General features: G+C 66.6%; 23 protein-coding genes and 1 pseudogene. 11 read left to right on the top strand and 13 right to left on the bottom strand.

The window, feature by feature from the left end; translation table 11 throughout:
• Positions 1–40: 40 nt before the first annotated feature.
• The 5 genes from ON20_RS31740 to ON20_RS31760 all read right to left on the bottom strand — a co-directional run bounded on the left by ON20_RS31740 (position 41) and on the right by ON20_RS31760 (position 3,103).
• The gene (locus ON20_RS31740) at positions 41–493 is read right to left on the bottom strand and encodes a CBS domain-containing protein (protein ID WP_040841833.1); all 453 of its coding nucleotides are present in this window, start codon (positions 491–493) and stop codon (positions 41–43) included.
• Positions 494–568: 75 nt separating this feature from the next.
• Positions 569–1,543 (bottom strand): universal stress protein, encoded by a 975-nt coding sequence (locus ON20_RS31745; RefSeq protein ID WP_051163714.1) that lies wholly within the window; start codon positions 1,541–1,543, stop codon positions 569–571.
• Positions 1,540–2,142, bottom strand: a complete 603-nt coding sequence (locus ON20_RS31750; RefSeq protein WP_157229172.1) for an Rv1733c family protein — start codon at positions 2,140–2,142, stop codon at positions 1,540–1,542. Before ON20_RS31750 ends, ON20_RS31745 begins: the two co-directional genes overlap by 4 nt.
• 83 nt (positions 2,143–2,225) lie before the next feature.
• Complete coding sequence (locus tag ON20_RS31755; protein WP_040841838.1) at positions 2,226–2,747, bottom strand: 2-oxo acid dehydrogenase subunit E2; 522 nt, start codon at positions 2,745–2,747, stop codon at positions 2,226–2,228.
• A gap of 83 nt (positions 2,748–2,830) precedes the next feature.
• The gene (locus ON20_RS31760; RefSeq protein WP_040841840.1) at positions 2,831–3,103 is read right to left on the bottom strand and encodes a DUF1918 domain-containing protein; all 273 of its coding nucleotides are present in this window, start codon (positions 3,101–3,103) and stop codon (positions 2,831–2,833) included.
• A 478-nt stretch (positions 3,104–3,581) separates the two neighbouring features.
• Here ON20_RS31760 and ON20_RS31765 point away from each other — a divergent pair, with 478 nt between their 5' ends.
• Positions 3,582–4,973 carry a wax ester/triacylglycerol synthase domain-containing protein gene (locus tag ON20_RS31765; RefSeq protein WP_040841842.1) on the top strand — a complete coding sequence of 464 codons (1,392 nt, stop codon included), beginning with the start codon at positions 3,582–3,584 and terminating at the stop codon, positions 4,971–4,973.
• A gap of 12 nt (positions 4,974–4,985) precedes the next feature.
• Here ON20_RS31765 and otsB read toward each other — a convergent pair whose 3' ends face one another.
• Positions 4,986–8,954: a trehalose-phosphatase gene (gene otsB, locus ON20_RS31770; protein WP_281032943.1), complete on the bottom strand. Its 3,969-nt coding sequence runs from the start codon at positions 8,952–8,954 to the stop codon at positions 4,986–4,988.
• Positions 8,955–9,343: 389 nt separating this feature from the next.
• On the opposite strand from otsB, the gene ON20_RS31775 reads away from it, so the two are divergent.
• Positions 9,344–10,045: a cupin domain-containing protein gene (locus ON20_RS31775; RefSeq protein WP_040841843.1), complete on the top strand. Its 702-nt coding sequence runs from the start codon at positions 9,344–9,346 to the stop codon at positions 10,043–10,045.
• A gap of 75 nt (positions 10,046–10,120) precedes the next feature.
• Here the strand turns inward: ON20_RS31775 and ON20_RS31780 are convergent, their stop codons facing one another.
• The 3 genes and pseudogenes from ON20_RS31780 to ON20_RS31790 form a co-directional block, all read right to left on the bottom strand.
• Entirely contained in the window at positions 10,121–11,017 is an 897-nt protein-coding gene (locus ON20_RS31780; protein ID WP_040841941.1) for a class I SAM-dependent methyltransferase, read from the bottom strand.
• Positions 11,018–11,465: 448 nt separating this feature from the next.
• Positions 11,466–12,916: pseudogene (locus ON20_RS31785) on the bottom strand (MFS transporter).
• A gap of 167 nt (positions 12,917–13,083) precedes the next feature.
• A complete protein-coding gene (locus tag ON20_RS31790; RefSeq protein WP_040841942.1) occupies positions 13,084–13,587 on the bottom strand; it encodes a cupin domain-containing protein in 504 nt (167 codons plus the stop codon).
• A gap of 71 nt (positions 13,588–13,658) precedes the next feature.
• Between ON20_RS31790 and ON20_RS31795 the strand changes: the two genes are divergently transcribed.
• Together ON20_RS31795 and ON20_RS31800 are read left to right on the top strand one after the other, a co-directional pair.
• Positions 13,659–14,165: a MarR family winged helix-turn-helix transcriptional regulator gene (locus ON20_RS31795; protein ID WP_174361959.1), complete on the top strand. Its 507-nt coding sequence runs from the start codon at positions 13,659–13,661 to the stop codon at positions 14,163–14,165.
• Positions 14,166–14,285: 120 nt separating this feature from the next.
• Positions 14,286–15,119 carry a hypothetical protein gene (locus ON20_RS31800; RefSeq protein ID WP_245547610.1) on the top strand — a complete coding sequence of 278 codons (834 nt, stop codon included), beginning with the start codon at positions 14,286–14,288 and terminating at the stop codon, positions 15,117–15,119.
• 247 nt (positions 15,120–15,366) lie between these two features.
• On the opposite strand, the gene ON20_RS31805 is transcribed toward ON20_RS31800, so the two are convergent.
• Positions 15,367–16,320 (bottom strand): DNA polymerase domain-containing protein, encoded by a 954-nt coding sequence (locus ON20_RS31805; RefSeq protein ID WP_040841846.1) that lies wholly within the window; start codon positions 16,318–16,320, stop codon positions 15,367–15,369.
• Positions 16,321–17,448: 1,128 nt separating this feature from the next.
• On the opposite strand from ON20_RS31805, the gene ON20_RS31815 reads away from it, so the two are divergent.
• The 4 genes from ON20_RS31815 to ON20_RS31830 all read left to right on the top strand — a co-directional run bounded on the left by ON20_RS31815 (position 17,449) and on the right by ON20_RS31830 (position 21,592).
• A complete protein-coding gene (locus tag ON20_RS31815) occupies positions 17,449–17,853 on the top strand; it encodes a Fur family transcriptional regulator (RefSeq protein WP_174361961.1) in 405 nt (134 codons plus the stop codon).
• Positions 17,854–17,888: 35 nt separating this feature from the next.
• On the top strand, positions 17,889–20,120 hold the full coding sequence (gene katG, locus ON20_RS31820; protein ID WP_040841944.1) for a catalase/peroxidase HPI: 2,232 nt from the start codon (positions 17,889–17,891) through the stop codon (positions 20,118–20,120).
• Positions 20,121–20,418: 298 nt separating this feature from the next.
• Complete coding sequence (locus tag ON20_RS31825) at positions 20,419–20,952, top strand: PadR family transcriptional regulator (protein WP_040841852.1); 534 nt, start codon at positions 20,419–20,421, stop codon at positions 20,950–20,952.
• Entirely contained in the window at positions 20,936–21,592 is a 657-nt protein-coding gene (locus ON20_RS31830; RefSeq protein WP_040841855.1) for a GyrI-like domain-containing protein, read from the top strand. Before ON20_RS31825 ends, ON20_RS31830 begins: the two co-directional genes overlap by 17 nt.
• A gap of 83 nt (positions 21,593–21,675) precedes the next feature.
• Here ON20_RS31830 and ON20_RS31835 read toward each other — a convergent pair whose 3' ends face one another.
• Positions 21,676–23,118, bottom strand: coding sequence for an MFS transporter (locus ON20_RS31835; RefSeq protein ID WP_051163715.1), 1,443 nt, complete (start codon positions 23,116–23,118; stop codon positions 21,676–21,678).
• Between the two features lie 99 nt (positions 23,119–23,217).
• Between ON20_RS31835 and ON20_RS31840 the strand changes: the two genes are divergently transcribed.
• The gene (locus ON20_RS31840) at positions 23,218–23,607 is read left to right on the top strand and encodes a MarR family winged helix-turn-helix transcriptional regulator (RefSeq protein WP_040841858.1); all 390 of its coding nucleotides are present in this window, start codon (positions 23,218–23,220) and stop codon (positions 23,605–23,607) included.
• Between the two features lie 183 nt (positions 23,608–23,790).
• On the opposite strand, the gene ON20_RS31845 is transcribed toward ON20_RS31840, so the two are convergent.
• Positions 23,791–23,994 carry an SAM-dependent methyltransferase gene (locus ON20_RS31845; protein ID WP_157229174.1) on the bottom strand — a complete coding sequence of 68 codons (204 nt, stop codon included), beginning with the start codon at positions 23,992–23,994 and terminating at the stop codon, positions 23,791–23,793.
• Between the two features lie 275 nt (positions 23,995–24,269).
• Between ON20_RS31845 and ON20_RS31850 the strand changes: the two genes are divergently transcribed.
• On the top strand, positions 24,270–25,625 hold the full coding sequence (locus tag ON20_RS31850; RefSeq protein ID WP_040841863.1) for a family 1 glycosylhydrolase: 1,356 nt from the start codon (positions 24,270–24,272) through the stop codon (positions 25,623–25,625).
• Between the two features lie 56 nt (positions 25,626–25,681).
• On the opposite strand, the gene ON20_RS40400 is transcribed toward ON20_RS31850, so the two are convergent.
• The gene (locus tag ON20_RS40400) at positions 25,682–25,876 is read right to left on the bottom strand and encodes a hypothetical protein (RefSeq protein WP_040841865.1); all 195 of its coding nucleotides are present in this window, start codon (positions 25,874–25,876) and stop codon (positions 25,682–25,684) included.
• 129 nt (positions 25,877–26,005) lie between these two features.
• On the opposite strand from ON20_RS40400, the gene ON20_RS37195 reads away from it, so the two are divergent.
• Positions 26,006–26,143: a hypothetical protein gene (locus ON20_RS37195; protein ID WP_174361960.1), complete on the top strand. Its 138-nt coding sequence runs from the start codon at positions 26,006–26,008 to the stop codon at positions 26,141–26,143.
• Positions 26,144–26,149: the final 6 nt, after the last annotated feature.

Genomic DNA, 26,149 nt, shown 5'->3' on the forward strand with positions numbered 1-26,149 from the left:
CGCTCACACCAACCGGTACCTACTCGATCACCGGCATCCATCAACCAACGGGCTCCTCGGCCCGTAGCGGCAACTTCTGCTCGCACACCCTCTCGACGAATTCGCCGGTCGTCTCCGCGGACATGCTCCGCGCGATATCCGCCTCGGTGATGATCCCGACGAGACGCCCCCGGGCGGTCACCGGTAACCGCCGAACCTGATACCGCTCCATCACCGTGAGCGCATCGGCCACATCGGCGTCGGCATCCACCGTGCGCAACTCGTCTCCCTGCGCGAATTCCCCCGCGGTGGAGGTGGTCGGGTTGTGTCCGAGGGCGAGGCAGTTCACCACGATATCGCGATCGGTGACGATCCCCACCGGACGGCCCTCGCCGTCGCAGATCGGCAGTGCGCCGATATCGCGCTGCCGCATCCGTTCGGCGGCGGTGTCCATGGTGTCCCGCACACTGATGCTCACCACATCGGGATGCATGACCTCACGCGCTGTGCTCATATTTCCTCCTCGTCTCGACGGGCTCTGCGGGATCGATCATCAGGCCTCGGGAGGACACGTGGTCAGGGCACAAAGTCACAACCCGCGCCCAGCGGATTCTGGCCGGTTCGCGGGTTTCGCTCGGCCGTCCCGCACCACGATCATGGGGCACTCCACCGAATGCAGTAGCGCCGTGCTGGTCGAGCCCAGCAGCATGCCGGTGAACCCACCACGGCCATGGCTGCCCGTCACGAGCAGCTGGGCATTGTCCGATTCGTCGAGTAACGCGCGCACGGGACGGTCGCGCATGAGGATCCGCCCAACCGACACCTCCGGGTAGCGCTCACCGAAGCCGGCGAGACTCTCACCCAGCACCGCACCCTCCCGTTGCCGCAGCGGCTCCCATTCCGCCAGCGGCAGATCGATTCCGCTCGTGTCGCTCCATACATGCATGGCGGTCAACCCCACCTTGCGCCACGACGCTTCCGCGAAGGCGAGCTCGACCGCGGGCACACTGTTGGCGGTGCCGTCGACTCCGACCAGAACAGGCTTACCGGCCGATACCGGGTCGGTGGCCGAACTCGAGTGGACGACCGCGACCGGGCAGTGCGCATGTCGAGTGATCGCCGAGCTCACCGAGCCGAGCAGACCGCGCCGAATCGCGCCGAGTCCACGGCTGCCGACGACCAGCATGACCGCTCGCAGCGAACGGTCGATCAGGTCGGGGACGATCGGCCCATCGGTTATCTCGGTATCGATGGCAAGTGTCTCTCCGCCCGACACCCTGGCTACCCGGGCCGCTTCGGTGAGCACCCGGTCTCCCTCGGCACGCAGCAACCCGAGATCCTCTTCACTCAGGACCAAGGCCGGGCCGAATCTCCGCGGAACCCCCACGGAGATCACGATGCGCAGCGGGCGGTGACGTAGTCCCGCCTCGGTCGCCGCCCATGCCGTCGCGTGATAAGAACTACCCGAACCGTCGACGGCGACGACGACCGATGGGCCGGGCCGCGTTTCCGGTGAGACAGTCCCCCCGGTCGCGCCCACGGGCTCGCTGGTGTGCGATCTCATCGAAATTCCTTTCCCATCGGTCCGGTGATAAGCCGCCATTCCCGATCCCATCGCATGTGGCGGCGCACGTTCAGCAGTGCGCCGGTGATCCACGCGAGGGCCACCGCACCGACCCAGACCTCGGCGAACAGAGCCAAGGCGACGACAATTCCAGAGGTGGCGGCCGCAGCGGATGGCTGCGGCGGGGTCGTCGGACCGTCATCGCCGCCGATCCACATCGGCAGCCGATCACCGGGTTTCGTCGCGAGGGGAATCTCGATGGTGGCCGTTCGCTCCTGCCCCTCGCGAACCCAGCGAACGGGCGCTTCGAAACGATCGGTCATCGCTTGCTCGGACTCCGCGCCGGCGATGCGTTTCGGTTCCTCGAGCACCGTTGCCGTCACCGCCGCCTTGGTCGCGTTCTCCACTCGGATTCGTTCCGCGGCGGATGTGTACTCCGCGGTTCCCGCTGCTCCGGCGATCGGTATCACGGCCATCATCACCACGACAACGACCATCCACACCACACTCTCGAGCCGATCCGACCCGCGCATCAACGGATTGGTGCTCCACGGCCGCCGCCGCCACAGCCGAACCGGCAGTGATGGGTAGCGCAACATCTGGATCAACCTCTTTCGACGGTGCGGTCGTCCCGATACGAACCGGATGCACATCGCTGCTTCGAGCATCGCGCGGGTACCGATCACCGACCAGAGACAAAGGTCCTCGCGTCGGGGTGACCAACGGCGCGGCAGGTGACGCCGTGGCCGTGCTCGCCGGCCAACCGGTGCCGGTGAGGAAGTCGACGCCGGAGCGGATCGTCGCGAGCCCGGGGTATTCGCGCCTCCCTCGTTCCGGCGAAAGGTGGCCTACAGACGCTCTTGGAGCAGTCCGGAGACGGTGGTCGGGAATCGGGCGCCGAATCCGACAATCGCGACCTGCGGCGCGGGATCACATCGAAGACCGAACGCCCCATGTCACCGAGGTCGGTCACGGAAATACCGGCCGGGATGACGTCGGAGGACCTCAGGCGGGCGGTACGAGACCGGGTGACCACATCACGCCCCGTGCCCATCATCGCCGCGGCCGACAGCGTGTCGGCGTCGGGAATGGTGGGCAGGATCATGCCGCCACCGTGCAGGGACACCATGAGGCCGAGGTGAACGGCAGACGCCGGGTGGAACTCGTCGTCGACCCAGTGGCCGTTCGGCTGCGGAACCGCCACTTCGTGAGGGCACCGGCTCGCCGGCGCGGTGAAACGGCTCTCGCGCCCTGACGCGCGGTGCGGTCGGCGGCGGGGCCCGTCTTTCACGTGCGGCCCGTGAAGCGCGGAAGCGCCCGATCGCGGTCCGAGGAGAAATGCGCCGCGGTGATCTCCTCCCTGGCACGAAGCTCCTCGCCGGTGAGCACATGCGCATCCGGACCGGGAAAGGTGAGCGCCCGGTGCCCGGTATCGGTCCAGTGGACCAGATACGGCGGCGAGCCGTTGCTCCCATGTACCTCTTCGATCAGCCCGTGCCGGACGGTCCCGCCGACACTGCGTCCCTCGACCACCAGCCAGTCCCCCACCTTCGCGTGCATGGATCGACCTCCTGCCCGTCCGTCCCGACCGTCAGGCCACTCGCCGCGACGGGCCCGGGTAACGAGCCGCGACCCTCGACACGACCGGTGCCGCATGCCCGAGCAAGGCGATCGGTCCGACTACTTCCATGGCGGAAACCTCTCTCGTGAATTCGAGCTGTCCTTCACGATCTCGCGTCCACCACGCCGGTCGGCAGTGCAACGTGTCACCATCTCGAGGGACGTTCGACCCACGAGCCGACCGCGGATTTCGACCGGTACGCCGCGAAGCCGCATGATGCGCCGGTCTCATATCGGAACGCCTGTGTCATGCCCGCTCCCAGGGGTCGTCATCCCGCCCCGTCTCGGCTCGATGGGGCGGGACGGCTTTTTCGCCCGTGGATAGGTGACCTTCGTCTCTGCCGAGAGCCCGGCCGAGGAGGCACTCTGAAGGTGTCGGTGGTTCGCCGATCCTCATCACATCCGAAAGCAGCCGACCATGGGCTCGCCCGACCCCCATATGACCCAATCGGACCTGTTCGCCTGGAGCATGGAACAGGACCCCACGCTGCGCTCGACCATCGCCACGGTACTGGTTCTCGATACGGAACCGGACTGGGAAGGCCTGGTCCACGTGTTGGCCCGGGGGACCCGTGTCGTACCGAGGCTGCGACACGTACTGTCCACCGCGCCGATGGACCTCGCGCCGCCGCGGTGGACACCGGACCCGAATTTCGATCTGTCCTGGCATCTGCGCCGGGCCGCCCTGCCGCCTCCGGCCGATCTGGCCACGGTACTCGAATTCGCGCGGACCGAGATCATGACCGCATTCGATCCGGCCCGGCCACTGTGGACGTTCACCGTGCTGACCGGCCTGCCGGGTGGCGGAAGCGCTGCCGTTCTCAAGGTGCACCACAGCCTGACCGATGGGATCGGCGGTATCCAGATCGCCGGAGAGATACTCGATCTCACGCGGGAGGGAACGAAACGCGAACCGGCCCGCAAACCCGTGGAACCCGCGCGAGGAACGCTCGGCGATATCGTGACCTGGAACTGGTCCACCGGGTACGGACTGCTTCGCAGTGGGCTGACGGCGGCGGCTTCCACCGCGCGGCAGACGCTGACCGACCCCATCCGGGCCGTTCGCAGCGGTACGGCGTTGGCCCTGTCCCTGGCGCGGCTCGCCCGGCCGGTCACCACGACACTCTCGCCCGTGATGACCGCACGTGGCCTGGGAAGGCGGTTGACGGTGCTCGAGGTCCCGCTCGACCGGCTGTCCGACTCCGCACGTCGGGCGGGGTGCACCGTGAACGATGCCTATCTCACCGCGTTGCTGCTGGGTTTGCGGGCATATCACGTCCGACACGACGCACCGCTCGCGCAGGTCCGCCTCACCATGCCGATCAGTGTCCGGACAGCCGGCGACCCCATCGGCGGTAACCGGATCACCCTGGCGAGGTTCGGACTCCCCGCCGATATCGACGATGTCACGGACATGATGCGAACCGTGCACTCCCACGTCGAACAGTGGCGGCACGAACCCGCGATACCGTGGTCCAACGCGGTGGCGGCGGTGTTCAACCGACTGCCGAGCGGAGCATTCGCGGAGATGCTGAAGCACGTCGATTTCGTCGCCTCCGATGTGCCGGGCTCGCCGGTTCCGTTGTATCTCGCCGGCGCCGAGGTCGAACGTATCCACGCTTTCGGCCCGACCCTGGGAACGGCTTTCAACGCCACCCTCGTCTCCCATATCGGAACCTGCTGTATCGGGATAAATATCGACACGGCAGCGGTACCCGACCTGCCGGTGTTCGCCAAGTGCCTCGACACCGGCTTCGACAGGGTGCTGAATTCGGGCGCGGAATCATCCGTATCATCCGTATCGCGGTAGCAGCGCTTCCGCTCACGAATGCGGACGACCCGCCATCCGAACGGTCTCCCCGGTCGACAGCCGCGCCACCTGGTCGCGGCAAACCACCTCGATGGGGGGCGCGCCCCCGGGCTCCGAACACACCTCGACGTGGTCGCCGCTGACGCGCACCGTCAGCCTGTGGCCCCGATACACCATCGGAAACGACAGAGCGCCCAGCGATTTCGGCCAGTACGGGCAGAAGATCAACTGGTCACGTCGGATCTCCAACCCGGTGAAGCAGCGCTGGAGCAGATCGACACTGCCGGCCATCGCGGCGAGATGGATCCCCTCGGCGGTGGTCCCGCCCTGGATATCGGCCACGTCCGAATCGAGTATCAGATCGAAGAATTCCATGGCCCGGTCTCGGTTGGCACGAGCGAGCACCCAGGAATGCACCAGGATGCTCAGCGTTGACCCATGCGAAGTCCTGGACAGGTAGTAGTCGATCGTCCGGGGAATCATCTCGGCGGGCAGCTCGTAGCCGAGGCGCCCGAGCAGTTCGCGGAGTTCGTCGGCCGAGAACAGATAGAACAGCATGAGCACATCCGCCTGCTTGGCCGCGCGATAGCGGTTGACGTCATCGCCCTCGGCCTCCAGTATCCGATCCAACCGCTGGATGTTGCCGTAACGGCGGCGGTAGTGGTCCCAATCCAGTTCACGCAGTCGGTCGTAGCCCTCGAACTGGCTGATCACTCCCTCGTGGAACGGTACGTACATCCGATGTGCCACCTCGTGCCAGCGCGGTGGTTCCGAAGGGTGCACGCGGAGTTTCTCCAGGAGTTCGGACCGTGTGCGGGGAGGCAGGGCCGCGAGCGCGTCCAGCGCCCGCAGGATGGTCCAGGCGGCCATGATGTTGGTGTACGCGTTGTTGTCGACACCGGAGCCCGGCGCCTGCGGGGAGCCCGAGTGGAATTCGTCGGGACCGATCACACCACAGATCACATAGCGGTCGCGCCGGGTGTCGTGGTCGGCCAGGCCGGACCAGAAACGCGCGATCTCCACCAGCAGTTCGGCGCCGTACTCGGCGAGGAACTCGAGATCGCCGGTGGCCTGGTAGTAGTGCCACACGGCGTAGGCGACGGCGGATCCGATGTGGTGTGCGCGGCTGCTCGGGTCCGGGTTCCAGCGACCCGACAGCGGGTTCAGGTGTAGCCGCTGGCTCTCCTCACGTCCGTCGCTGCCGGACTGCCAGGGGAACATCGCCCCCTCGAGGCCGGCTTCCGCGGCTGCCCGCCGCGCCTCCGGCAGGCGGCGGTGGCGATACCGCAGCAAGGACCGGGTCAGGACCGAAAAGCGCGGACTCAACACGGGGAAGACGAACAGTTCGTCCCAGAAGATATGCCCGCGGTAGGCCTCACCGTGCAGACCGCGAGCGGGCACACCCACATCGAGATCCACGGTGTTCGGCGACACCGTCTGGACCAGGTGCAGCAGGTGCAGGCGCAGGACGCGCACCGCGTTCTCGTTGTGGTCGAGGTCGATGTGCAACCGCGCCCAGAGGTGATCCCATGCCCCCACATGCCCCTCGAACAACGCCGCGTAGTCCTCGGTTGCCGCCGCCCACCGCGCGGCCTCGTCCTCGGGCCCCGACGAGGCGGGATCGCGTCCGGTGAACACCCCCACCATCTTTTCCAGAACGACGGAGTCGCCGGCGCGTACCTCGACATCGAATTCGTGTCCTATGAACCCGTCACCGCGAACCGTTTCCCTTGCCGTCTCGATCGGCTTTCCGTTACGGCGCAGTATGTTGCGCGTAGCCACCGCCACCGGTATCCGCGATCCGCTGGTCTGCGCGGCGACCAACACCGAATCATAGGACGGTGCTGCGGTCCGCACCTCGGTCAGATGTGTACCGGACAGGTCGCGGTAGCGTTCCACCAGACCGTTGCGGACCGTTCCGTCGAGCGTCGAGCGGATCCGCAACCGACCCGACCAGTTCTCGGCGGTGATCGTCGTCTCCAGCGCGCCCAGATGCGGGCGGTGCATGGCCGCGAACCGACGTTGGGTCACCCAGGTGATGCGCCCCGACTCGTCGCGAACCCGGAATCGGCGGAGCAGCTCCGCCCGGCGTATGTCCAATCGCTGCCGATATTCCAGCAGTTCGGCGGTGTCGAGATCGAACCGGTCACCGTCGTCGATCCGAAATGTCACCGGCAGCCAGTTCGGCAGGTTCACCAGGCTCTCGTTGTCGATGGTCTGTCCCGCTACGCGGTCCTGGAGCCGGTTGTACACACCGGCGACATAGGTGCCCGGGTAGTGATACTGCCCGGCGCGGCATTCCGGTGCCGCGCCACGGGTCGCGAAATAGCCGTTGCCGACCGTGCACAGCGCTTCGCGGAGCTTCTCCTGTCCCGGTTCGTAGCCCTCGAAAGTGAGCGCCCACGTATCCGCGCCGGAATCGCGCAGCAGCCGCATCATCCTTTCGAGAAGATCACGGACCCGACGTACCCCTGCGACGGAGAACCGGGCCGCGGTGAATCTGTCGGTGTTCTCGTCGTCACGCACGACAATGCCGAGACCGTCCCTCTCGACAACGTCGAAGGCGTCCTCATCGGTCATATCGTCGCCGAGATAGATCGGTAGCGCCGGAACGGCCAGACGTTCCAGAATCCAGCGCAGCGCGGCGCCCTTGTCCCAGTCGACATCCGGGCGCAATTCGACGATCTTCCGGCCGGAGGTAACCCGCAACCCTCGTTCACGCCCGACGTCGTAGACCGCGGCCGATACTCGGCCCACGGCCTCGTCCGATACAGTCCGGTAGTGAACGGCGACCGCGAACCGTTTGTGCTCGACCAGGGCGCCCGGGATGTCCCGCAGTCGATCGCGTAGCTCGTCCGCGGCTTCGGCCAACTCGTGCTCCACGCCGGGAACGGCATCGTGCACATGGCGCGTACCATCCGGTGCCATCAACTCGAATCCGTGGCTGCCGGCAAGCCAGACTCCGGAGACAGGCAGACGTTCACACAGGTCATCGAGATCGCGCCCGCTGATGACCGCGACAGGGCATTCGGCCGCCAACTCGGCCAGCGTCGCGTCCACGCCCTCGACCGGCCGGGCGGCCGCCGGGTCGGTGACGATCTCGGCCAGCGTGCCGTCGAAATCCAGGAGGACCGCAGCCTTCTCGGCGTCCAGTAGATCGGAGAACGCCGGCCAACGCTCGAAGACATCCGGAACCTCGGCTACCCGCCGAAGCCCGCCGAGAAGCCTTATGCGCGCCGCGTCGTCGACGGCGATATCGGCCCCGGCTGCCAGCAGCCGATCGGCGTGTGCCCCCCGGTCAATGCCTATGACCAGCGCGAAGCCCCCGTTTCTGCCCGCCGCGACCCCGGCTTCGGCATCCTCCACGACGACGACGCGCTCAGGTACGGCGTGCAGTCGTCGTGCCGCCTCGAGCAGCATCGCCGGATCCGGTTTCCCGGCAAGGCCCAGCTCCGCGGCGTCCACGCCGTCGACCCGGACGGAGAACAGACCGGCGAGACCGGCGGCCGCCAGCACCTGGGCACAGTGGCGGCTGGCGGAGAACACCGCTGTGCGGATCCCCTCGGAGCGAAGGCGCCGGATCAGCGCGACGGTCGAGGCGAACACCGATACGCCGTCGCGGGCGATTCGCTCCCGGAACAGGCGGTCCTTGCGGTTGCCGAGACCGCACACGGTCTCGGCCGTCTCCGGGTCGGTGGGATCACCCCAGGGCAGTTCGATGCCCCGGGCGGCGAGGAAATCGGCGACACCCTGGTATCGGGGCTTCCCGTCCACATACCTCAGATAGTCCGCCTCGGTGAACGGTGACAGATCACGGCCGGCTGCGGCCGGTCCGCCGGCCAGGTAGGCGTTGAACAACTCCGTCCATGCCGCGGCGTGAACCGTGGCGGTGTCGGTCACCACCCCGTCCATGTCGAAGATCACCGCGTCATGACGGCGCACATCGATTCGCGGCGATTCCGCCGCCACACTCTCCGTCACATCTTCAGTGTGAACCGGCCGGATGGCTTTCGACAGGAATCCGGGGCTGCATATCGGACCATGGGGTTCATTCGCCGACCTACCTGGACAAGGGCCCGCAAAACTCCACGGCCACGGCGGCTCGGGCACGCGGCTTCGTCGACATACCACCATGCCGGTCGGCGGCGAGGGGCCGACGAGCGGCAGAGCCTCATCTCGATCCCGTCGAGTACGCGCGAATACGCGCTCGCCCACGGCTTCACCGGCCCTGACGTGGGATGCCGACCTCGAATCGTTGGCCGATCGAAACAGAATTCTCACCGGGACGGGGCGGGCGGATCATAAAGTGTCAGGCAGTTCCGTCGGCTCAGGTGACAGGCGCTCAACGGTACGGCCGAGGATGGAGGCGAATGTCGAGCGATTCGGTATCCGGAAACGACAACGAGGGCGTCAGCCGCCGTGCCGCGCTCGGGTCCAGTGCCGCGGCATTGAGCGGAGCCGCGCTGGGCGCGGGGCTGTTCACCGCCACCGGCTGCGCGGACACGACGGCGACTCGGCTGCCGAACAGCGGTGAACTCGCCGAGAACCTGCAGAACTCTTCGCATCTGTTTCACCTCGGGTCCGCCGATCCGATGCGCTTCGATGGCGGTGCACTGCGGGGCGCCCACGAGGGCAACTTCCCGGCGCTGACCGGACAGCACGGCTCGGCATACCTCGCCCGGCTGGAGCCGGGCGGGATCCGTGAGCCGCACTGGCATCCCAGTGCGTGGGAGCTGAACTACCATATCTCCGGAACCGCGAAATGGACCATCCTCGGCACTCACTCCGACGGCAGCTACCGTACCGAGAATTTCGAAGCCCATCCGGGGGATCTGGTTTTCGCTCCACAAGGCTTCCTGCACTATTTCGAAAACGCGCGGACCGACACACCCCTCGAGGTCTTCATCGTTTTCAACACCAGCGCTGCCGAACCCGATGACGATATCGGTATCCGTGCCGCGATCAACGCCCTCCCCCGCTCGGTACTCGCCACCGTGCTGAACATCCCCGAGTCGGCTCTGGCCGAAATACCCACGGATGTCGAACCGGTCGTGATCACCAAGCGCCACTGACAGCGGGCGATCTCCTATCGCCACCGACCGCCGAACCCCGCGGCCGGCCGGTGAGAGATCTGCCGGTGTCCCTCCTCAGCGCGAACCGCGAACCGCGGACAGATACCGCGGCCGTTGCCACTCCTGTTCGATTTCATCGGGTAGGTCGGGAACCGTCCGACCGTACGCGGTCGCCAGCTCGGCCAAACCGACAGCGCGCACCGACCAACCGTTGCCGAGCAGCCATTGCTCCGGATCGGTTCTTTCGTCGCGGTAGAAAAGGTCGGTCGGGTCGATATCGCCGAACGGGTTCTTATCGAAGTATTTGGACTCGAGGTTCGCGAAATGGATGGTCGCCGCGCCCGTCGGGGCGCTTTCCACACCGAGGCGACTGCCTGGTACGGAGAGATTATCGATGCGTTCGAACAATGCGTCCTGCGCCGCGCCGGGCAGATACGGCAGCAGACCCTCGGCCGACCACACCGTGGCCTCGTCGGCATTCAGTCCCGCCGCCGAGAGCGCCGCGGGCCAGTCGTCGCGCAGGTCGACGGCCACGGTTCGGCGTTCGGCCTTCGGTATGGCCGCGTGTTCGGCGAGAACCCGATCTTTGAACTCGAGCACCTTGGGTTGATCGATCTCGAAGACGGTGGTTTCGGTGGGCCAGTCGAGCCGATAGGCTCTCGCATCCAGCCCCGCGGCCAGTATCACCGCCTGCCGGATACCGTCCGCGGCGGCCGTCAGGAAGAAGTCGTCGAAGAATTTGGTCCGAAATCCCATGAATCCGGGAACCAACGGCGTATCACCGATCTTCGGCGGGTCGGCCAGTAGTTCCAGGAAATGTGGTTCGCCCGCGGCATGGACGAACAGCGGCGCGTATTCGTCGCGGATCAATGGATCGGGATGGTCCGATTCCACTGCCCGGAACGTCGCGACCCCCAGCGCGGTGAGTCCCACACTGGTGACGATGTCCCATGCGTCTCCGTCGGTTCGAATGGCCGAAACACCTCCCCGATCGGGTCTTCGGATATGGATATGACAATTGTTCGGGCAAAAGAGCGGGCCTCGGGTAGCGGTACGGACCCGCCGGCCCGCGGCAAACCGCAAGTCACGACAACCGCAGACAATTCTATGACCGGCCCGCAGGATCGAGGGGCCCGGCACCGTTGCGGCAACGCGGCATTTGCGATCCGATCCGTACTCGCGATAACGATCTCGCATCCGCCGGCGCCGTGTCCACGACTGCGAACCCGCACCGATGCCGGGCCCCTCGCCCTCCACGACCGGTCGCTGCGAGATCCGGGTCGATTGGCCACACCGGAATCGGCCCGGTCCGACCGCACCGGCGGTAACACGACCGGGCTCGGCCGGCGGTCGACGTGTACGTGGTGATCGCGCCCGACGGCCGGTGTCGACGTCACCGACCGCATATTCCCGTCCGCTATCAGCCCGGGGTTCGCACGGGCGCGACCGCGGGACCGTCGATCCCGCACTGCGGCAGGCAATCGACGTTGCCCAGGTAGGGTTCACGCCGCTGCGGCGGTAACAGCACCGCGGCCAACAGTGCGCCGGTGAGCAGCAAACCAGCACAGATCCGCATCGCGGTGGCGAAACCGGAGTCGAAGGCCGCCGGATCGTCCAGCGCCCCCGAGATACCGGCCGGCCCAGGCAACGCCGCCACCGCGAGCAGTTGCGCCGTCCGGGCGACGGCATTGTTCACCCCGGAGGCGATACCCGCCTCGCTCGCCGCCACCGCACCGAGCACCGCCCCGGCGAGCGGGGCGATCAGCACCGACAGCCCGAGACCGAAGACGAGCACCCCGGGCAGCACATCGACCGGATAGGACGCGCCGGGCCCGATCCGCAGCAGCAGCACCAGCCCGCCCGCGGCGAGGATCGGCCCGAGCGTCATAGGCAGCCGGGGGCCGTGCCGCTGTGCCCACCGGCCCGCGGGTGCCGGGAGCACCAGCATCAGCAGAGTCACCGGAACAGTGGCGACTCCCGACAACAACGGCGAATAACCCGCCACCAACTGCAGCTCCAGAACCAGCAGGAAGAACACCCCACCGAGTGCGGCGTATACCGCGAAGGTAACCAGGTTGGCCGCGGTGAATGTCCGCGAGGCGAACAGCGACGGCGGGACCAGCGGGTGGTCGCTGCGCACCTCGATCACCACGAACACCGCGAGCAGCAGCCCGCCGGCGGCCACGAGCAGCGGTATCGCGTCGATCAGTCCGAGGGTCAGCGCCCCGAGCGCCGCCGCGACCACCAGCGCGCCGGGGACATCGAGCCGGGCGGCGGCGTTCGGGTCACGGCTCTCCGGCACATGCCGCAGCGGTACCAGCACGACCACCAGCACCAGCGGCACATTGATGAAAAAGATCGACCGCCACCCCGTCACCTCGATCAGCCGGCCACCGAGAAACGGTCCGAACGCGCCGGCCACCCCGCCGAACCCCGACCACAGACCGATCGCCGCACCCCGGCCATGGTTGTCGATGGATGCGGAGATCAGCGCGAGGCTGCCCGGTGTCAGCATGGCACCGGCCAGGCCCTGCAACACCCGCGCGACCACCAGCATCTCGATACTCACCGCCGCGCCACACGGCAACGACGCCGCGGCGAACGCCATGGCACCGGCGACGAATACCTTGCGCCTGCCGAACCGGTCGCCGAACGAGCCACCGAGCGGGATGAACGAGGCGAGTGCCAGGGTGTAGCCGTTGAGTGTCCACTGTAATCCGGCGACATCGGTGTGCAGTGCGGCGCCGATACGGGGCAGGCGATATTGATGACGGTCGCGTCCAGTGACGCCACCGACGATCCGAGGACTGTGGCCAGCACGATCCAGCGGCCGGTGGACGACCCGAGCCGGGGCAGCTCGGTAGTGCTCACGTCACCGAAGATACGGATACCGGCGGGTCGAAACCCCTCGACATCCCACGCCTACCGCGAAACGAACCGGTACGGGTACAGCATCCGGTCTGCGATATCTGTAACCGTCACCGTGCCGACCCTGGACAGGCTCCTCGAAGCCATACGAGCAAGGGGTCGGGTGGGCCTCAGTGCCGATGCGCGTTGCGCTCCGCCCACCAGGCGGGGGCGTCGACGAAGTGGTTGTCGAACTCGTCTTGGGCCGCGGCGAGTTCGGCCATCGTGGATTCGCCCGCGGCGATCCGCTCCAGCAATCGGAAGTACTCGAAACGCTGCACGCCGGGCGCGAGCACGATCAGGACCCGCGCCGTGCTGTCCGGGGCGGCACCGAAGGCGTGCGGCATGAACTTCGGCACCACGATCGAACCTCCCGCGCCGACGGTGGCGATCCGGTCGCCGGCCAGTAGTTGCAGTTCGCCCTCAGCGACGTAGAACAGTTCGTCGGAACGGGTGTGGTAGTGCGGCGCCGCGCCGTCCGCACCGCGCTTCAGGCCGACCTCGAGTGTGCTCAGTCCACCACCCGCTTCTTCGGCATCGATCAGCAGTCGCATGGTGACCGATTGCGTGCTCAAGATCTCCGCGTCCTGCGGCTGCCGGATCGCGACGTCTTTGCGCGGGGCGGGAATGTTCATCTCGGACTCCATGTGATTTGGTAGTTGATAATTCAGTGTCGAACTATATCCCACCGAATAGAATTGTGTCCATGACCGAACGGAAGACCGATCCCGTAGACGCGATCGTGGCGCAGTGGCGGCGCGAACGACCGGACCTCGACCTCGAGGCGATGGCCATCGCCGGCCGCCTGAGCAGGCTGTTGCTGGTCGCGGAGCGCGAGATCGAGACCGTGTTCGGCAGACACGGTTTGCGACGGGGCGAGTTCGACGTGCTCGCGGCACTGCGCCGTGCGGGCGAGCCGTTCGAGCTCAACCCGTCGAAGCTCGCCGATACCCTGATGCTTTCCCGAGCGGGCATGACCGGGCGACTGGACCGGCTGGAATCGGTGGGGCTGGTGCGTCGCGTCGCGGACACGCACGACCGCCGGGCGGTGCGCGTGGCCCTCACCCGGGCGGGGCAAGAACTGGTGGACACCGTGGTCACCGAACACGTGGCGAACGAGACCAGGATTCTTTCCGCGCTGACCGCCGGTGAACGGCGGGAATTGGACCGCCTCACGCGAATCCTGCTGAACAGTTTGGAAACAGACGCGTAGTCGCGGTGGCTCATGCCGCCGCGCACCGTCGAACCGCGCTCTACATGGGCGAACTCGCGCCGCGATGAGGTAGCTCGATACTCGTGTCCCGGGGGCGGCATAGGCCTACCGTGGATTTCCGTGCCGAAGGTTTCGGCACGGTATTCCAAGGAGGACATGATGATCGACGTCATCACTTTCCGTGGCAACGGCGAGCCACGCAACTCCGACGGAACGCCCGCGGGCATGCTGCACGACGTCACAAAACTACTCGACCCCGCCAGGTTCACCTGCTTCGAACCGGATTGGCCCGCTTCGGTGGGTCCCGCGCCGGAGGTCTGGGGCCCTTCGCTGGACACGTCGGTGCGGCTCGGCATCGCCGCCGGGGTGAAGGCGATCCAGGACTCGCCGAATGTCTGCGGGCTGTTGGGCTATTCGCTCGGCGGCATCTGCACCACCCGCATCCTGGAAGGCGTCCAGGCGGGCACGCACAAGAACCTCGACGGTACGCCCCTGGAGATCGCGTTCGTGGTGAATATCGCCAACCCCTTGCGCCGCGCCGGACAATCGGTCGGGAACCTCTGCCCCGCGTCGACATTCGGCCTGCACGGGCAGCGGGGCGCGTGGCCTGCCACGGTCGCGGTACGCGAATACGCCAATCCCGGCGATATCATCACCGCCTCCCCGGCGGATTCGCCGTTGCGCATCATCGACGTGGGCATCTCACCGTTCTCTTTCGTCGAAGGCGCGCGCATCGGCAATGTCGCGCCGCTGATCTTCGCCGAACTACTCGAAGTTCTGCTGCGCGATCCGATCGCGAACCTCGCGCGCTACACGGCCGCCGTGCGCGGTGTCATCGGCTATCTGACACCGTGGCCCGAGGGCCAACACGTGCTCTATTCGGCACATGACATGCCGGGGACGAATATCCTCTGGACCACGCACGCCGCCGAGTACATCAACACGACCTACTAGCACTCGGGCGGTCGACACGGCGCGACGCTTCGATGCCGAGATCCTCACCGAGCGTCGCCGCTGTGCGCCGCGGTGGTCGCATCGCCCCAATACACCGCCCGCAGTTCGGTTTTCAGCACCTTTCGCCGGCGTTGCACGGCAGCTCCGCAACCACCGCGATCTCCTTCGGACACTTGTAGCGGCGGCGTGGCGGCGCTCCTGGCCGGAGGGACAGTGCTCGTAGGACGCTCACCGCCGGCGATGGGTCTCAGGTCGCGCGGCGGGCGCGAGCACGTCGTTTGCCTTCGTGCATCGCCTGGACCCGGGGCACCGGGATGGTGTGGCCTTCGGCAACGAGGTCCGCCGGAAGCCGTTGCGGGTCGGGCATGGCAACGGACCACGGATCCGTATCCCTCAGTAGGACCGGCGCCGTGCGTACGGTGAAATCCGCCGGCACCACATCATCGAGGTCCGTCCACGCGAGCGGGAACGATACGGGGGTGCCAGGGCGAATGCGCGGACTGTACGCCGCGACGACAGTCGCTCCACCGGCCCGGGTCGCGTCCAAGAACACCCTGCCCTCGCGGTCGTCCTTGATGAACGCCGTGGTGGCGAAACCGGGATCGATGCGCTCGGCCCGGGAGGCGATCGCGCGAGTGGCCGCGGCCGCGTCCTCGACCGGCGTGTCGGGATCGATCGGAACGAACACGTGCACGCCCTTGGCACCGCTGGTCTTCACCGCGCCCGCCAACCCCGCGTTCGCCAGTGCCACGCGAATCAGTTTCGCCGCGTCCACGGCGTGTCGGAAGGTCTGCCCCGGGGAGGGGTCGAGGTCGAGTACCAGATGCGTCGGCCCGAGAGCATGGTCGGCCGAAACGAGCGCCGGGTGGTACTCCACGGCCCGCTGGTTGCCGAACCACAACAGCGTCCGCATGTCGTCGCACAACGCATAGGAGATCTCCCGCCGCGAACTCTCCGCCCACACCGTCACCCGCCGAACCCACTCGGGGGTGTATTTCGGCAGGTTCTTCTGCATGAACGGCTCCTGCCCCGGCCGAACACGCACCACCGAAAGCGGCCGCTCCCGCAACACCCGCACCAGGTGCTCCCCGAGCATCTCGAGATAGTCCAGCAGGTCGCGCTTGGTCGCCTCGGCCCCATCGAACAGCGGCTGATCGAGATTGGTCAAAGCCACCCCGTGACGGACCTCTTCGCTGCCCATGGGCCCACCATGCCCGCCCGCAGTGCTCAGGTCAATCGGGCAAACCATTCGGGAAACCGCATACCGCCGCCGCGTTGCGGCCCCCGGCGACACGATCCGCCACCCGTCCGCGTCTCCTCCCCCGATCACGACCACCGACCCCCGCTCCAGGTTCCTCGGACCGCCCGCCGGCAGTATATTCCGGCGTATGACAACGCCTTTCCCGCAGTGGCAGTGGGGTTCGCCGAACAGTCCCCTGTCCCGCGTGGCAGTCAGGTTTGCCGCGACCAGGCCCGGGTCCTGGATGATCCGTACCATCACACCGCTGGATCGGCGGCTTCTGGAGCGCACCGACGCCAAGTACACGCTCCTGGGCCCGGTCGGCGCGCCGGTGAGAGCATTCCGGAAAGCGAACCGGTGCGTGGTATCGCCGAGGCTCGCACCGGCTCTGCCCAACGCCACCTCGAGTCGGCGCAGCTCTTGCCCCAGTGCGGCAGCGGCAGCCGAATCTGGCGTCTTCACCGGCCGAATGGTTCCATGTCCCCAGCTCCGGCACGATCGACACCGACGCCGATGGAATGTGTTACGCCGAATACGGCCGACGTGCGACCACGTCGCGGCGGAACCGATGGACCAGACCACGATCGCGCCCGGGCACGCCTACACCGGAATGGGGATCCCTGGAAACGGCCACCGTCCTGCCACTACGGCTCGACGTCACCGGCGCAGCCGGACAACGCCGTTATCGATGAGCGAATCGCTTTCGACCACGAAGTACCCGAGGTTTTCCGCACCGATGACACCGGCGAGGGCGAGGACCTGATGCGAGCCCGCCGGGTAACGGCGATCACTCTCGCACCTGCGGCGGCATCCTGTTCGACGATGCCGCACGCCCGGCCGTAATGCACGCGGTCGAGCGGGTCCTCGCCCCGGGAATCCGAACCTCGGGCACGGCTACTGGACGGTACGGACGATCGCCGGCGTCGGGCCGGTCCTCATGCGGGTCGGCGTTGGGGTCGCCGCAGGCGGGGCCGGGCAGCGGCCCCCGATGTGCGGGGTCCGAGCGGGGCAGGCGCCGACAAATGCTTGACTCATTCCAGAAAACGGACAAGACTTTCAGGCGTGCATACAGCCACGGAATTCCAGCAGATGCTGCGGGGAGTTTCGCTGCGCGTGACCGCTCCGCGTGTCGCGGTGCTGAGCGCGGTGCACGATCACCCGCACGCCGACACGGACTCGATCATCCGCGCCGTGAGGTCCCGCCTGTCATCGGTCTCCCACCAGACGGTGTACGACTCGTTGCGCGCGCTCACCACCGCGGGCCTGGTCCGGTGCATCCAGCCGTCCGGCTCGGTGGCGCGTTACGAGGCGCGGGTCGGCGACAATCACCACCACGTCGTATGCCGAGCGTGCGGGTCGATCGCCGATGTCGACTGTGCGGTCGGGAAGGCCCCCTGTCTGACCGCATCCGACGACCAGGGCTTCTCGGTCGAGGAGGCCGAAGTCATCTACTGGGGTCTATGTCCCGATTGTGCGGCAGCACAACCTCTTTGATCGCCTACCGCACCACTCACCCAGGAAGGAATATCGTGACATCCGATAGCCGTCCACCCGCTCCCGACACCGGAACTCGAAGCGCAAGCGAGAGTGAGAACCCGGCAATCCCGTCCCCCACTCCCAAGACCGACCATCGCCCCCGCACCAACAAGGACTGGTGGCCGGAGCAGATCGATGTCTCGGTGCTGCACGCCCACTCGTCCAAGTCCAACCCGCTGGGCGAGGATTTCAACTATGCCGAAGAGTTCGCGAAACTCGACGTCGAGGCCCTCAAGGCCGATGTCGCGGCAGTCCTGACCGATTCACAGGACTGGTGGCCGGCCGACTACGGAAACTACGGTGGCCTGTTCATCCGGATGAGCTGGCACGCCGCGGGTACCTACCGGATCGCCGACGGACGCGGCGGCGGGGGTCAGGGCGCCCAGCGTTTCGCGCCGCTCAACAGCTGGCCGGACAACGCCAGCCTGGACAAGGCTCGCCGACTGCTGTGGCCGGTCAAGCAGAAGTACGGCAATAAGATCTCGTGGGCCGATCTGCTGGTATTCGCCGGCAATGTGGCCCTCGAGTCGATGGGGTTCGAAACCTTCGGCTTCGGGTTCGGCCGCCCCGATATCTGGGAGCCGGAAGAGATCTTCTGGGGCCCGGAGGACACCTGGCTCGGCGATGAGCGCTACAGCGGTGACCGTGAACTGACGAACCCGCTCGCCAACGTCCAGATGGGCCTGATCTATGTAAACCCCGAGGGGCCCAACGGTCGGCCGGATCCGGTGGCCGCCGCCCGGGACATCCGCGAGACGTTCGGCCGTATGGCGATGAACGACGAGGAGACCGCCGCACTCATCGTCGGCGGCCACAGCTTCGGCAAGACCCACGGTGCCGGCGACCCGGGGCTGGTCGGCGCCGAACCGGAAGCCGCCCCTATCGAACAGCAGGGCCTGGGCTGGAAGAGTGCCTACGGCACGGGTAAAGGCAAGGACGCCATCACCAGCGGCCTGGAGGTTGTCTGGACATCCACCCCGACCAAGTGGGACAACGGCTTCCTGCAGAACCTGTACGGCTACGAATGGGAGCTGACCAAGAGCCCTGCCGGGGCATGGCAGTGGAAGGCGAAGGACGGCGCCGGCGAGGGCACCATCCCGGATCCGTTCGATGGCCCCGCACGTAACCCGACCATGCTGACCACCGACCTGGCGCTGCGGGAAGATCCGATCTACCGGGAGATCACCCGCCGTTGGCTGGATCACCCCGAGGAGCTGGCCGACGCGTTCGCCAAGGCGTGGTACAAACTGCTGCACCGCGATATGGGGCCGATCAGCCGCTATCTCGGTCCGTGGGTTCCCGAGCCGCAGCTGTGGCAGGACCCCGTTCCCGCCGTCGATCACGAGCTGGTGGGTGAGCAGGATATCGCGGCCCTGAAGAGCAAGGTTCTCGAGTCCGGCCTGTCGGTCGCGCAGTTGGTCAAAACCGCTTGGGCGTCGGCGGCCAGCTACCGCAGCACCGACAAGCGCGGTGGCGCCAACGGCGCTCGGATTCGACTGGAACCGCAGAAGAGCTGGGAGGTCAACGAGCCGGAGGAACTGGCCAAGGTACTGCCGGTGCTGGAGCAGATCCAGCAGGACTTCAACAGCTCGGCCACCGGTGGTAAGAAGGTCTCACTGGCCGACCTGATCATCCTGGCCGGGTCCGCGGCGGTCGAGAAGGCGGCCAAGGACGCGGGACACGACATCACGGTGCCGTTCGCACCCGGGCGGACGGATGCGACCCAGGAGAACACCGATGTGGAATCCTTCGCGGTGCTCGAACTGCGAGCCGACGGATTCCGCAACTATGTGCGGGTCGGCGAGAAGGCTCCGTTGGAGCGTCTCCTGGTCGACCGGGCGTACATGCTGGACCTGACTGCTCCGGAGATGGCGGTGCTCATAGGCGGCCTGCGCGCCTTGGGCGCCAATCACGGCGGCACCGAACACGGCGTGTTCACCGAACGGCCGGGCGTGCTGACGAACGACTTCTTCGTCAACCTCCTCGACCAGAACACGGAGTGGAAGGCGTCCGAGACGGCGGAGAACGTCTACGAAAGTTTCGATCGGCGCTCCGGCCGGACCAAATGGACGGCCACCGCCAACGATCTCGTCTTCGGATCGCACTCGGTGCTGCGTGCAATGGCCGAGGTGTACGCGCAGCAGGATTCCGCGGACAGGTTCGTGAACGACTTCGTTGCCGCGTGGGTCAAGGTGGTCAACAACGACCGGTTCGACCTCGTCTGATCCGTATCGACCGAACCAGGCCGACCCTACGGGGTCGGCCTGGTTCGTTTCACCTCCGGTATCGGATCGGCTTCGCACAGGGCTTCACCGCGACGGTACGCCGAGGGGTTGGGCGGTGAATCCGTCGATTGCCGCGATCGCCCCACCGAGGGCCGCGCCGGCGATCACGGCGGCCATCGCCAAGGCATACGAGCACTCCCCGCCGGAACCGTGGAGGGATGCGGGTTCGGCGAACCGTGGGAACGGCACTTCGATCGGCAGTGCTTGCGAAGCTCTATTCTAGTACTAGAATAAGAACGTGGAACTCACCCCGTCCGAACTGACCGTCCTCGGGCTGATCGTCGAATGCCCTCGGCACGGCTACGACCTGGAGCAGGTCATCGAACACCGCGGCATCCGCCAGTGGACCGAAATCGGGTTCTCATCCCTCTACTATCTGCTCGCCAAGCTCGAGAAACGCGGGCTCGTCCACGTTCCCGACGAACCCGCGACCGCGAAGTCCCGACGCGTCTTCCACGCCACGGCCGCGGGGCGGGAGGTCGCCGCCCGCAACGCACTCGCGATCATCGCGGAGTTGCGCCCCGTCCCGCACCCCCTCCTGGTGGGCGTCTCGAACCTGTCCCTGCTCTCGGAACGGGACTATGCGCGGGCGCTGCGCGAACGACTCGCCCACATCGACGCTCGTATCGCCGCCGTCGAGGCGGCCGAGGCGACACAAGCCCCCCTCGCATTACCGGCACGCGAGGTGTTCTCCTACTCACTGAGCCTCTTGGAGGCAGAAAGGTCGTGGCTCGCGGCGCGAGTCCAGGTGCCCGATGACGGACAAGATTGACTTCACAAGGGAAATAGCGGCCTACCGCGCAAGACAAGGCCGGCTCCACATGGTGGACGTACCCGATCTGCAGTACCTCATGATCGACGGCCACGGCGATCCCAACACCGATCCGGCCTTCACCGACGCGGCCGAGGCGCTCTACCCACTGGCCTACAAGCTCAAATTCGCCTGCAAGCGAACCCTGGGCCGCGACTACGTCGTCATGCCCCTGGAAGCCCTGTGGTGGGCCGATGACATGGACGCGTTCACGGCCGCACGCGACAAGTCCCGGTGGGATTGGACGCTGATGATCATGACCCCCGACTGGATCGACCAGGACATGTTCGCCGACGCCGTCGAACAGATCGCGGCCAAGGACCACCCGCGGCGCCTCCGCGAGGTTCGCCTGGACTCGCTGTCCGAGGGCCGCTGCGTGCAGACGCTACATGTCGGCCCCTACGACAGCGAGGCAGAAGTACTGGCACGGATGCACCACGAGTTCATCCCGGACAACGGGCTCCGGATGGTCGGCAAACACCATGAGATCTACCTCAACGACTTCCGCAAGGTCGCACCCGAGAAGCTCCGCACCATCCTCAGACAGCCGGTCGGTGCGGCAGCCTCCCGAACCGGCATTCGACAGTACGAACGCGCGTAGCGGGTGCCGGTGATCGGCCTGCCCCTCGGTGGGGTCGCCGATCCGGCGACCCCACCGAGGGGGTGTTCGGTTGTCGAAATCGTCTACGCCACTTCGTAGCCGGCCTTCTTGCGGGCCCACACCGCCGAGGCCGAGGCCACCAGGCCGACCACCGCGACCGAGGTGACCAGGTACAGCCCGGGCCGATAGCCCGCGATACCGTCGGCGGCCGCACCACTGATCAGCCCTGTGGCGATGGCGAGGACCACCGCGCCGCCGATCTGGAACGAGGTCTGCACCAGCCCGGAGGCCAATCCCTGCTCGTGGTCGGCGATACCTTCGGTGGCCTGCACCATCACCGTGGAGAACCCGAGCGCGAAACCGAGGCCGAGGAGCAGGAACGCGGGCAGGTAGTCGACGGCATAGTCGGGGTCGGCGCTACCGCCGCGCGCCAGGAACCACATATAGCCGGCCACGAAGGAGGTCAGCGCGGCGAGGATCATCGGCGTGGTACCGAACCGGTCGATGAACGTACCCGCGATCGGCGAGAGGATCGCCACGATGATGCCCGTCGGTGCCATTGCGAGCGCCATCTGCAATGGTTCCCACTGCAGCGTGTTCTGCAAGTACAGCGACACGATCGTCTGGAAACCGAGATAGGAGCCGAAGATGGCCAATGCGGCCAGGTTTGCCCGTACGATCGTTTCGACCTTGAAAATGCTCAGCCGGACCAGCGGGTGGCTCACCTGGTTCTCCACCACGAAGAACATGCCGAGCAGGCCGACCGCCAGGATGGTGGTCGCGACGACGCCGGCGGTGAAGCCGGTCTCCGGCACGGTGACGATCGTGTAGACCGCCGAGAGCATTCCGCCGGTCAACAGCGCGGCACCGGCGAAATCGATACGCCCCTCCTCCTTTTCGATGTGGCGCGGCACCACGAAGTAGGCCGTGATCACCACGGCGGTGACGACGACCACCGGCAGGTAGAAGGTCAGCCGCCAGTCGATGCCGGTGAGCAGGCCGGACATGATCAAACCGGAGGCATATCCGGTCGCGCCGAAGATGGTGAAGATCGACAGCGCCCGGTTGCGATCCGGACCCTCTTTGAATGTGGTGGTGATAATCGAGAGAGCTGCCGGTGCGGTGAACGCGGCGGCCACACCCTTGATGATGCGGGTGGCGATCAGCAGCCCACCGGCGTCGACGAGCCCGCCGACGAGTGAGGCGATACCGAAGACCACCAGGGCGGCCAGGAAGACCTGCCGTCGGCCGAGCAGGTCGGCGGCGCGTCCCCCGAGCAGCAACAAACCGCCGTAGCCGAGGATGTAGCCGTTGACGATCCATTGCAGCGCGGATGTGTCCATGCCCAGGTCGTGGCCGATGGACGGGAGCGCCACACCGACCATGGACACATCGAGGGCATCGAGGAACATCGCCAGGCCGGCGACGAACAGAACGGCCCAGAGTGTGGGTCCCCAACGGCCTGCGGGGGGTTCGAGCGAGGCGGAAGCGGTCGAGTTCTCGAGCGCGGTTGCTGTTGCGGTCACAAGGGCAATTTAAATGCACATGCATTGAATGTCAATGCATGTGATGCTCAAGCATGTAATGCGCGTGCATTAAATGACTTGACATGATAATCTCTGGTCATGTACCACGACTCCGACAACGATGTCTGCGCGAAGTGGTCCGAAACCCTCCGCCGCTATCACGGCACCTCCTGTGAGCTGGAGAGTGCGCTACAGGCACAGCATCAACTCGGACTCAGCGAGTTCGAACTCTTGCAGGTACTCGGAGGCCGCTGCGGCGGGGAACCGGCAGAGAAAGTCAAGATGAAGGACATCGAGGCCGAGATGTACCTGAGCCAGAGCGCCCTGTCGCGTACCGTGACCCGGCTCGAGAAGGCCGGCCTGGTGGAGCGGGCGGCCTGCGACTTCGACCGACGCGCCAACTTCCTGAAGCTCACACCGGAAGGCCGGAAACGGCTGCACGACGCCCGCCCGACTCATCTGGAAGTCCTGCGCAAACACTTGCTCTGAACGCGTCGGCCCTTCGGCCCGACCCCACGGCGGTCTCCGCTCGACGCTGCCTTTCGCGCGCCGGGCAGCCGGCATTCGATGCGCCGGCGCCGAAACCCGAAGCCGGCCCGACAGGCCATCTCTTGCTCCCCATCGCCGCCTACCCGGTGGCGGGAGGTTTGGGCGTATCGGGGTGCAGCGATGTCACGCCGGGTGTCGGTCGCGGCTCCACCTCGCCGGGGTACCAGTCTCGATCGCAACGATACCGGGCCCCATCAGCTCCATCCCCCGGAAGGAACGGGGGATCCCCTCGTACGCGCGGGCTTCCATCTCGATACCGCTCTGCCGATATGCCCGCACGCTGCCTTCCACCATGGCCGGGTCGAAATCGGTGGCCAAGTGTGTCATCACATCCCCGCCAGGAGTCGACCACTCCGATCCGCACGGGCACACCACAGCCGAAACAGGGTTCTCCTCTCGATCGGCCCCGGCCCATATCCGGTGGTCACGGAGCGGTGGTACGGGAACCGACACCGGACAGCCGGCCTCCTGCCGAGTTGCCGGGCCGAATCCGACCGGAAGCCGGTGCGGCACAGGCGTATCCGTCGTCGACACTGGGGCGCCGGACGCAGGATCACTCGGATTTACCATGCTTCAGCGGCTCATCACGTTACTCTGAGCCGATGCGATCTCGGCTTCATCGGTACCTCCTGGTCTCGCTCGCTTCCGCCGTGTCGACCCTGCTGATCTACTCGAACTCCCCCGCCACCCCGCCGCTACAACCGACCGCCGCCTTGCCGGCGCTGGACTCGGGATTCCTCTGGGGCGTCGCAACATCGGGATTCCAGTCCGAAGGGCATGCGCCCGACAGCAACTGGACCCGGTATATCGCCGCGGACCCCGGGTACGACCGACTGCAGGACTCGGTCGACTTCTACAACCGCTACGCATCGGACATCCGGCTGGCGGGCGCGTTGGGGGTTCGTGTCTTCCGGATCGGAATCGAATGGGCCCGGCTACAGCCGGCGCCGGGAGTCTGGGACGACGCCGCGTTCCGCTTCTACGATGCCGTCGTCTCGAACATCGTGCAGGCCGGAATGCGGCCGATGATCACCCTGGACCACTGGGTGTACCCGGGTTGGGCCGTCGACCGCGGCGGCTGGCGCGGCCCCGACATGGTCGCCGACTGGCTGGCGAACATGCGCAAGGTCGTCGACCGTTACGCAGCTGTCGATCCGCTGTGGGTCACCGTGAACGAGCCGGTCGCCTACATCGCGCACGAGACCCGCAGGGGCGCCGCCGACGCGCCCCAAATGCTGGACCGTATCGCGCAGGCGCACAACGCCATCTACGACCACATCCACCAGGTTCGGCCAGGCGCCCAGGTGACCAGCAACATCGGCTACGTCGCCGGCTCGGAAGCCCAGGTCAACGGGGCCCTCGTCGACCGTATCGCCGGCCGGCTCGATTACGTGGGTATCGATTACTACTTCGCCTATGATCCGGTGCGGTCGCTGCTCGAGTCCGTCATGAGTGCCAGTGGGTCCGCGATCCCGAACCTGCCGGGACCGCAGATATGGGAGTTACCGTTGCGCACGGAGGGCATCTACTTCGCGCTGCAGTACTATTCGCGCCGTTTTCCGGGCAAACCGCTCTATATCGTGGAGAACGGCATGCCCACCGACAACGGCCGTCCTCGCTCCGACGGCTACACCCGCAGCGACCATCTCCGCGATACCGTCTACTGGATTCAGCGCGCCAAAGCCGATGGCATCAACGTGATCGGCTACAACTACTGGAGCCTTACCGACAATTACGAATGGGGAAGCTACAACCCCCGTTTCGGCCTCTACACCGTGGATGTGCGCAACGACCCGGGCCTCACCCGCCGGCCCACCGACGCCGTAGGCACCTACACGCAGATCGTTGCCGCGGGCGGTGTTCCCGCCGGTTACCGCCCGACCCGCGGCCCATCCGTCTGCTTCCTCGTCGATCCCCCGGCCAGCTGCCTGACCCCGATCGCAGACCCGGTGCGATAACGCGGATATCGGGCCGCTTCGCGCACCACCGGGCCGGCGTTGCGACGGGCCGGGTTTCATGCCGTCACGGATGACACGAACTGTCGTCCGGGCTCGCCTCGTCGGGGTGACGGTGTGATACGGGCGACCGCTCCGGTTTCGAGTGCTGTCCACAGTGCGCCGTCGGGTCCGACGGTGATGCCGTAGGGACCCGCCCCGGTGTCGGACAACGGGAAAATCCGAATGCCGCGGTCATCGCCCTGCTGCACCATCGATATCCTCTCCGTTCCTTCCTCATGGGGACCGGACCGACGTCCCGGTCGCCCGGCACGCCGGTTCCACCGTAGTCACGACGGGATCTTCGCCCCGACACAGGGCGACACTGTGCCCGCTACCCCATCATGGCAGCGGCCGAGGACGCGAGTTTCCGCGCCGTCCGGCTCATTTCGTCCGACGCGCCGACCCGCCGCTACTTCGCCGACCGCACCGACGGTTTGCGACCTGCGGAATCGGAGCAAATCCCGGTGGCCGCCCGCTGACACCCG

Source organism: Nocardia brevicatena NBRC 12119, assembly GCF_000308495.1.
In the GTDB taxonomy this organism is placed as follows: Bacteria; Actinomycetota; Actinomycetes; order Mycobacteriales; family Mycobacteriaceae; genus Nocardia; species Nocardia brevicatena.

Coding starts and splice junctions, on each gene's coding strand:
- ON20_RS31740 (WP_040841833.1), bottom strand. CDS start 493: ATGAGCACAGCGCGTGAGGTCATGCATCCCGATGTGGTGAGCATCAGT.
- ON20_RS31745 (WP_051163714.1), bottom strand. CDS start 1,543: ATGAGATCGCACACCAGCGAGCCCGTGGGCGCGACCGGGGGGACTGTC.
- ON20_RS31750 (WP_157229172.1), bottom strand. CDS start 2,142: ATGTTGCGCTACCCATCACTGCCGGTTCGGCTGTGGCGGCGGCGGCCG.
- ON20_RS31760 (WP_040841840.1), bottom strand. CDS start 3,103: ATGCACGCGAAGGTGGGGGACTGGCTGGTGGTCGAGGGACGCAGTGTC.
- ON20_RS31765 (WP_040841842.1), top strand. CDS start 3,582: ATGGGCTCGCCCGACCCCCATATGACCCAATCGGACCTGTTCGCCTGG.
- ON20_RS31775 (WP_040841843.1), top strand. CDS start 9,344: ATGTCGAGCGATTCGGTATCCGGAAACGACAACGAGGGCGTCAGCCGC.
- ON20_RS31790 (WP_040841942.1), bottom strand. CDS start 13,587: ATGAACATTCCCGCCCCGCGCAAAGACGTCGCGATCCGGCAGCCGCAG.
- ON20_RS31795 (WP_174361959.1), top strand. CDS start 13,659: ATGACCGAACGGAAGACCGATCCCGTAGACGCGATCGTGGCGCAGTGG.
- ON20_RS31805 (WP_040841846.1), bottom strand. CDS start 16,320: ATGGGCAGCGAAGAGGTCCGTCACGGGGTGGCTTTGACCAATCTCGAT.
- ON20_RS31815 (WP_174361961.1), top strand. CDS start 17,449: ATGCTGCGGGGAGTTTCGCTGCGCGTGACCGCTCCGCGTGTCGCGGTG.
- ON20_RS31830 (WP_040841855.1), top strand. CDS start 20,936: ATGACGGACAAGATTGACTTCACAAGGGAAATAGCGGCCTACCGCGCA.
- ON20_RS31840 (WP_040841858.1), top strand. CDS start 23,218: ATGTACCACGACTCCGACAACGATGTCTGCGCGAAGTGGTCCGAAACC.
- ON20_RS31845 (WP_157229174.1), bottom strand. CDS start 23,994: ATGACACACTTGGCCACCGATTTCGACCCGGCCATGGTGGAAGGCAGC.
- ON20_RS31850 (WP_040841863.1), top strand. CDS start 24,270: ATGCGATCTCGGCTTCATCGGTACCTCCTGGTCTCGCTCGCTTCCGCC.
- ON20_RS40400 (WP_040841865.1), bottom strand. CDS start 25,876: ATGGTGCAGCAGGGCGATGACCGCGGCATTCGGATTTTCCCGTTGTCC.
- ON20_RS37195 (WP_174361960.1), top strand. CDS start 26,006: ATGGCAGCGGCCGAGGACGCGAGTTTCCGCGCCGTCCGGCTCATTTCG.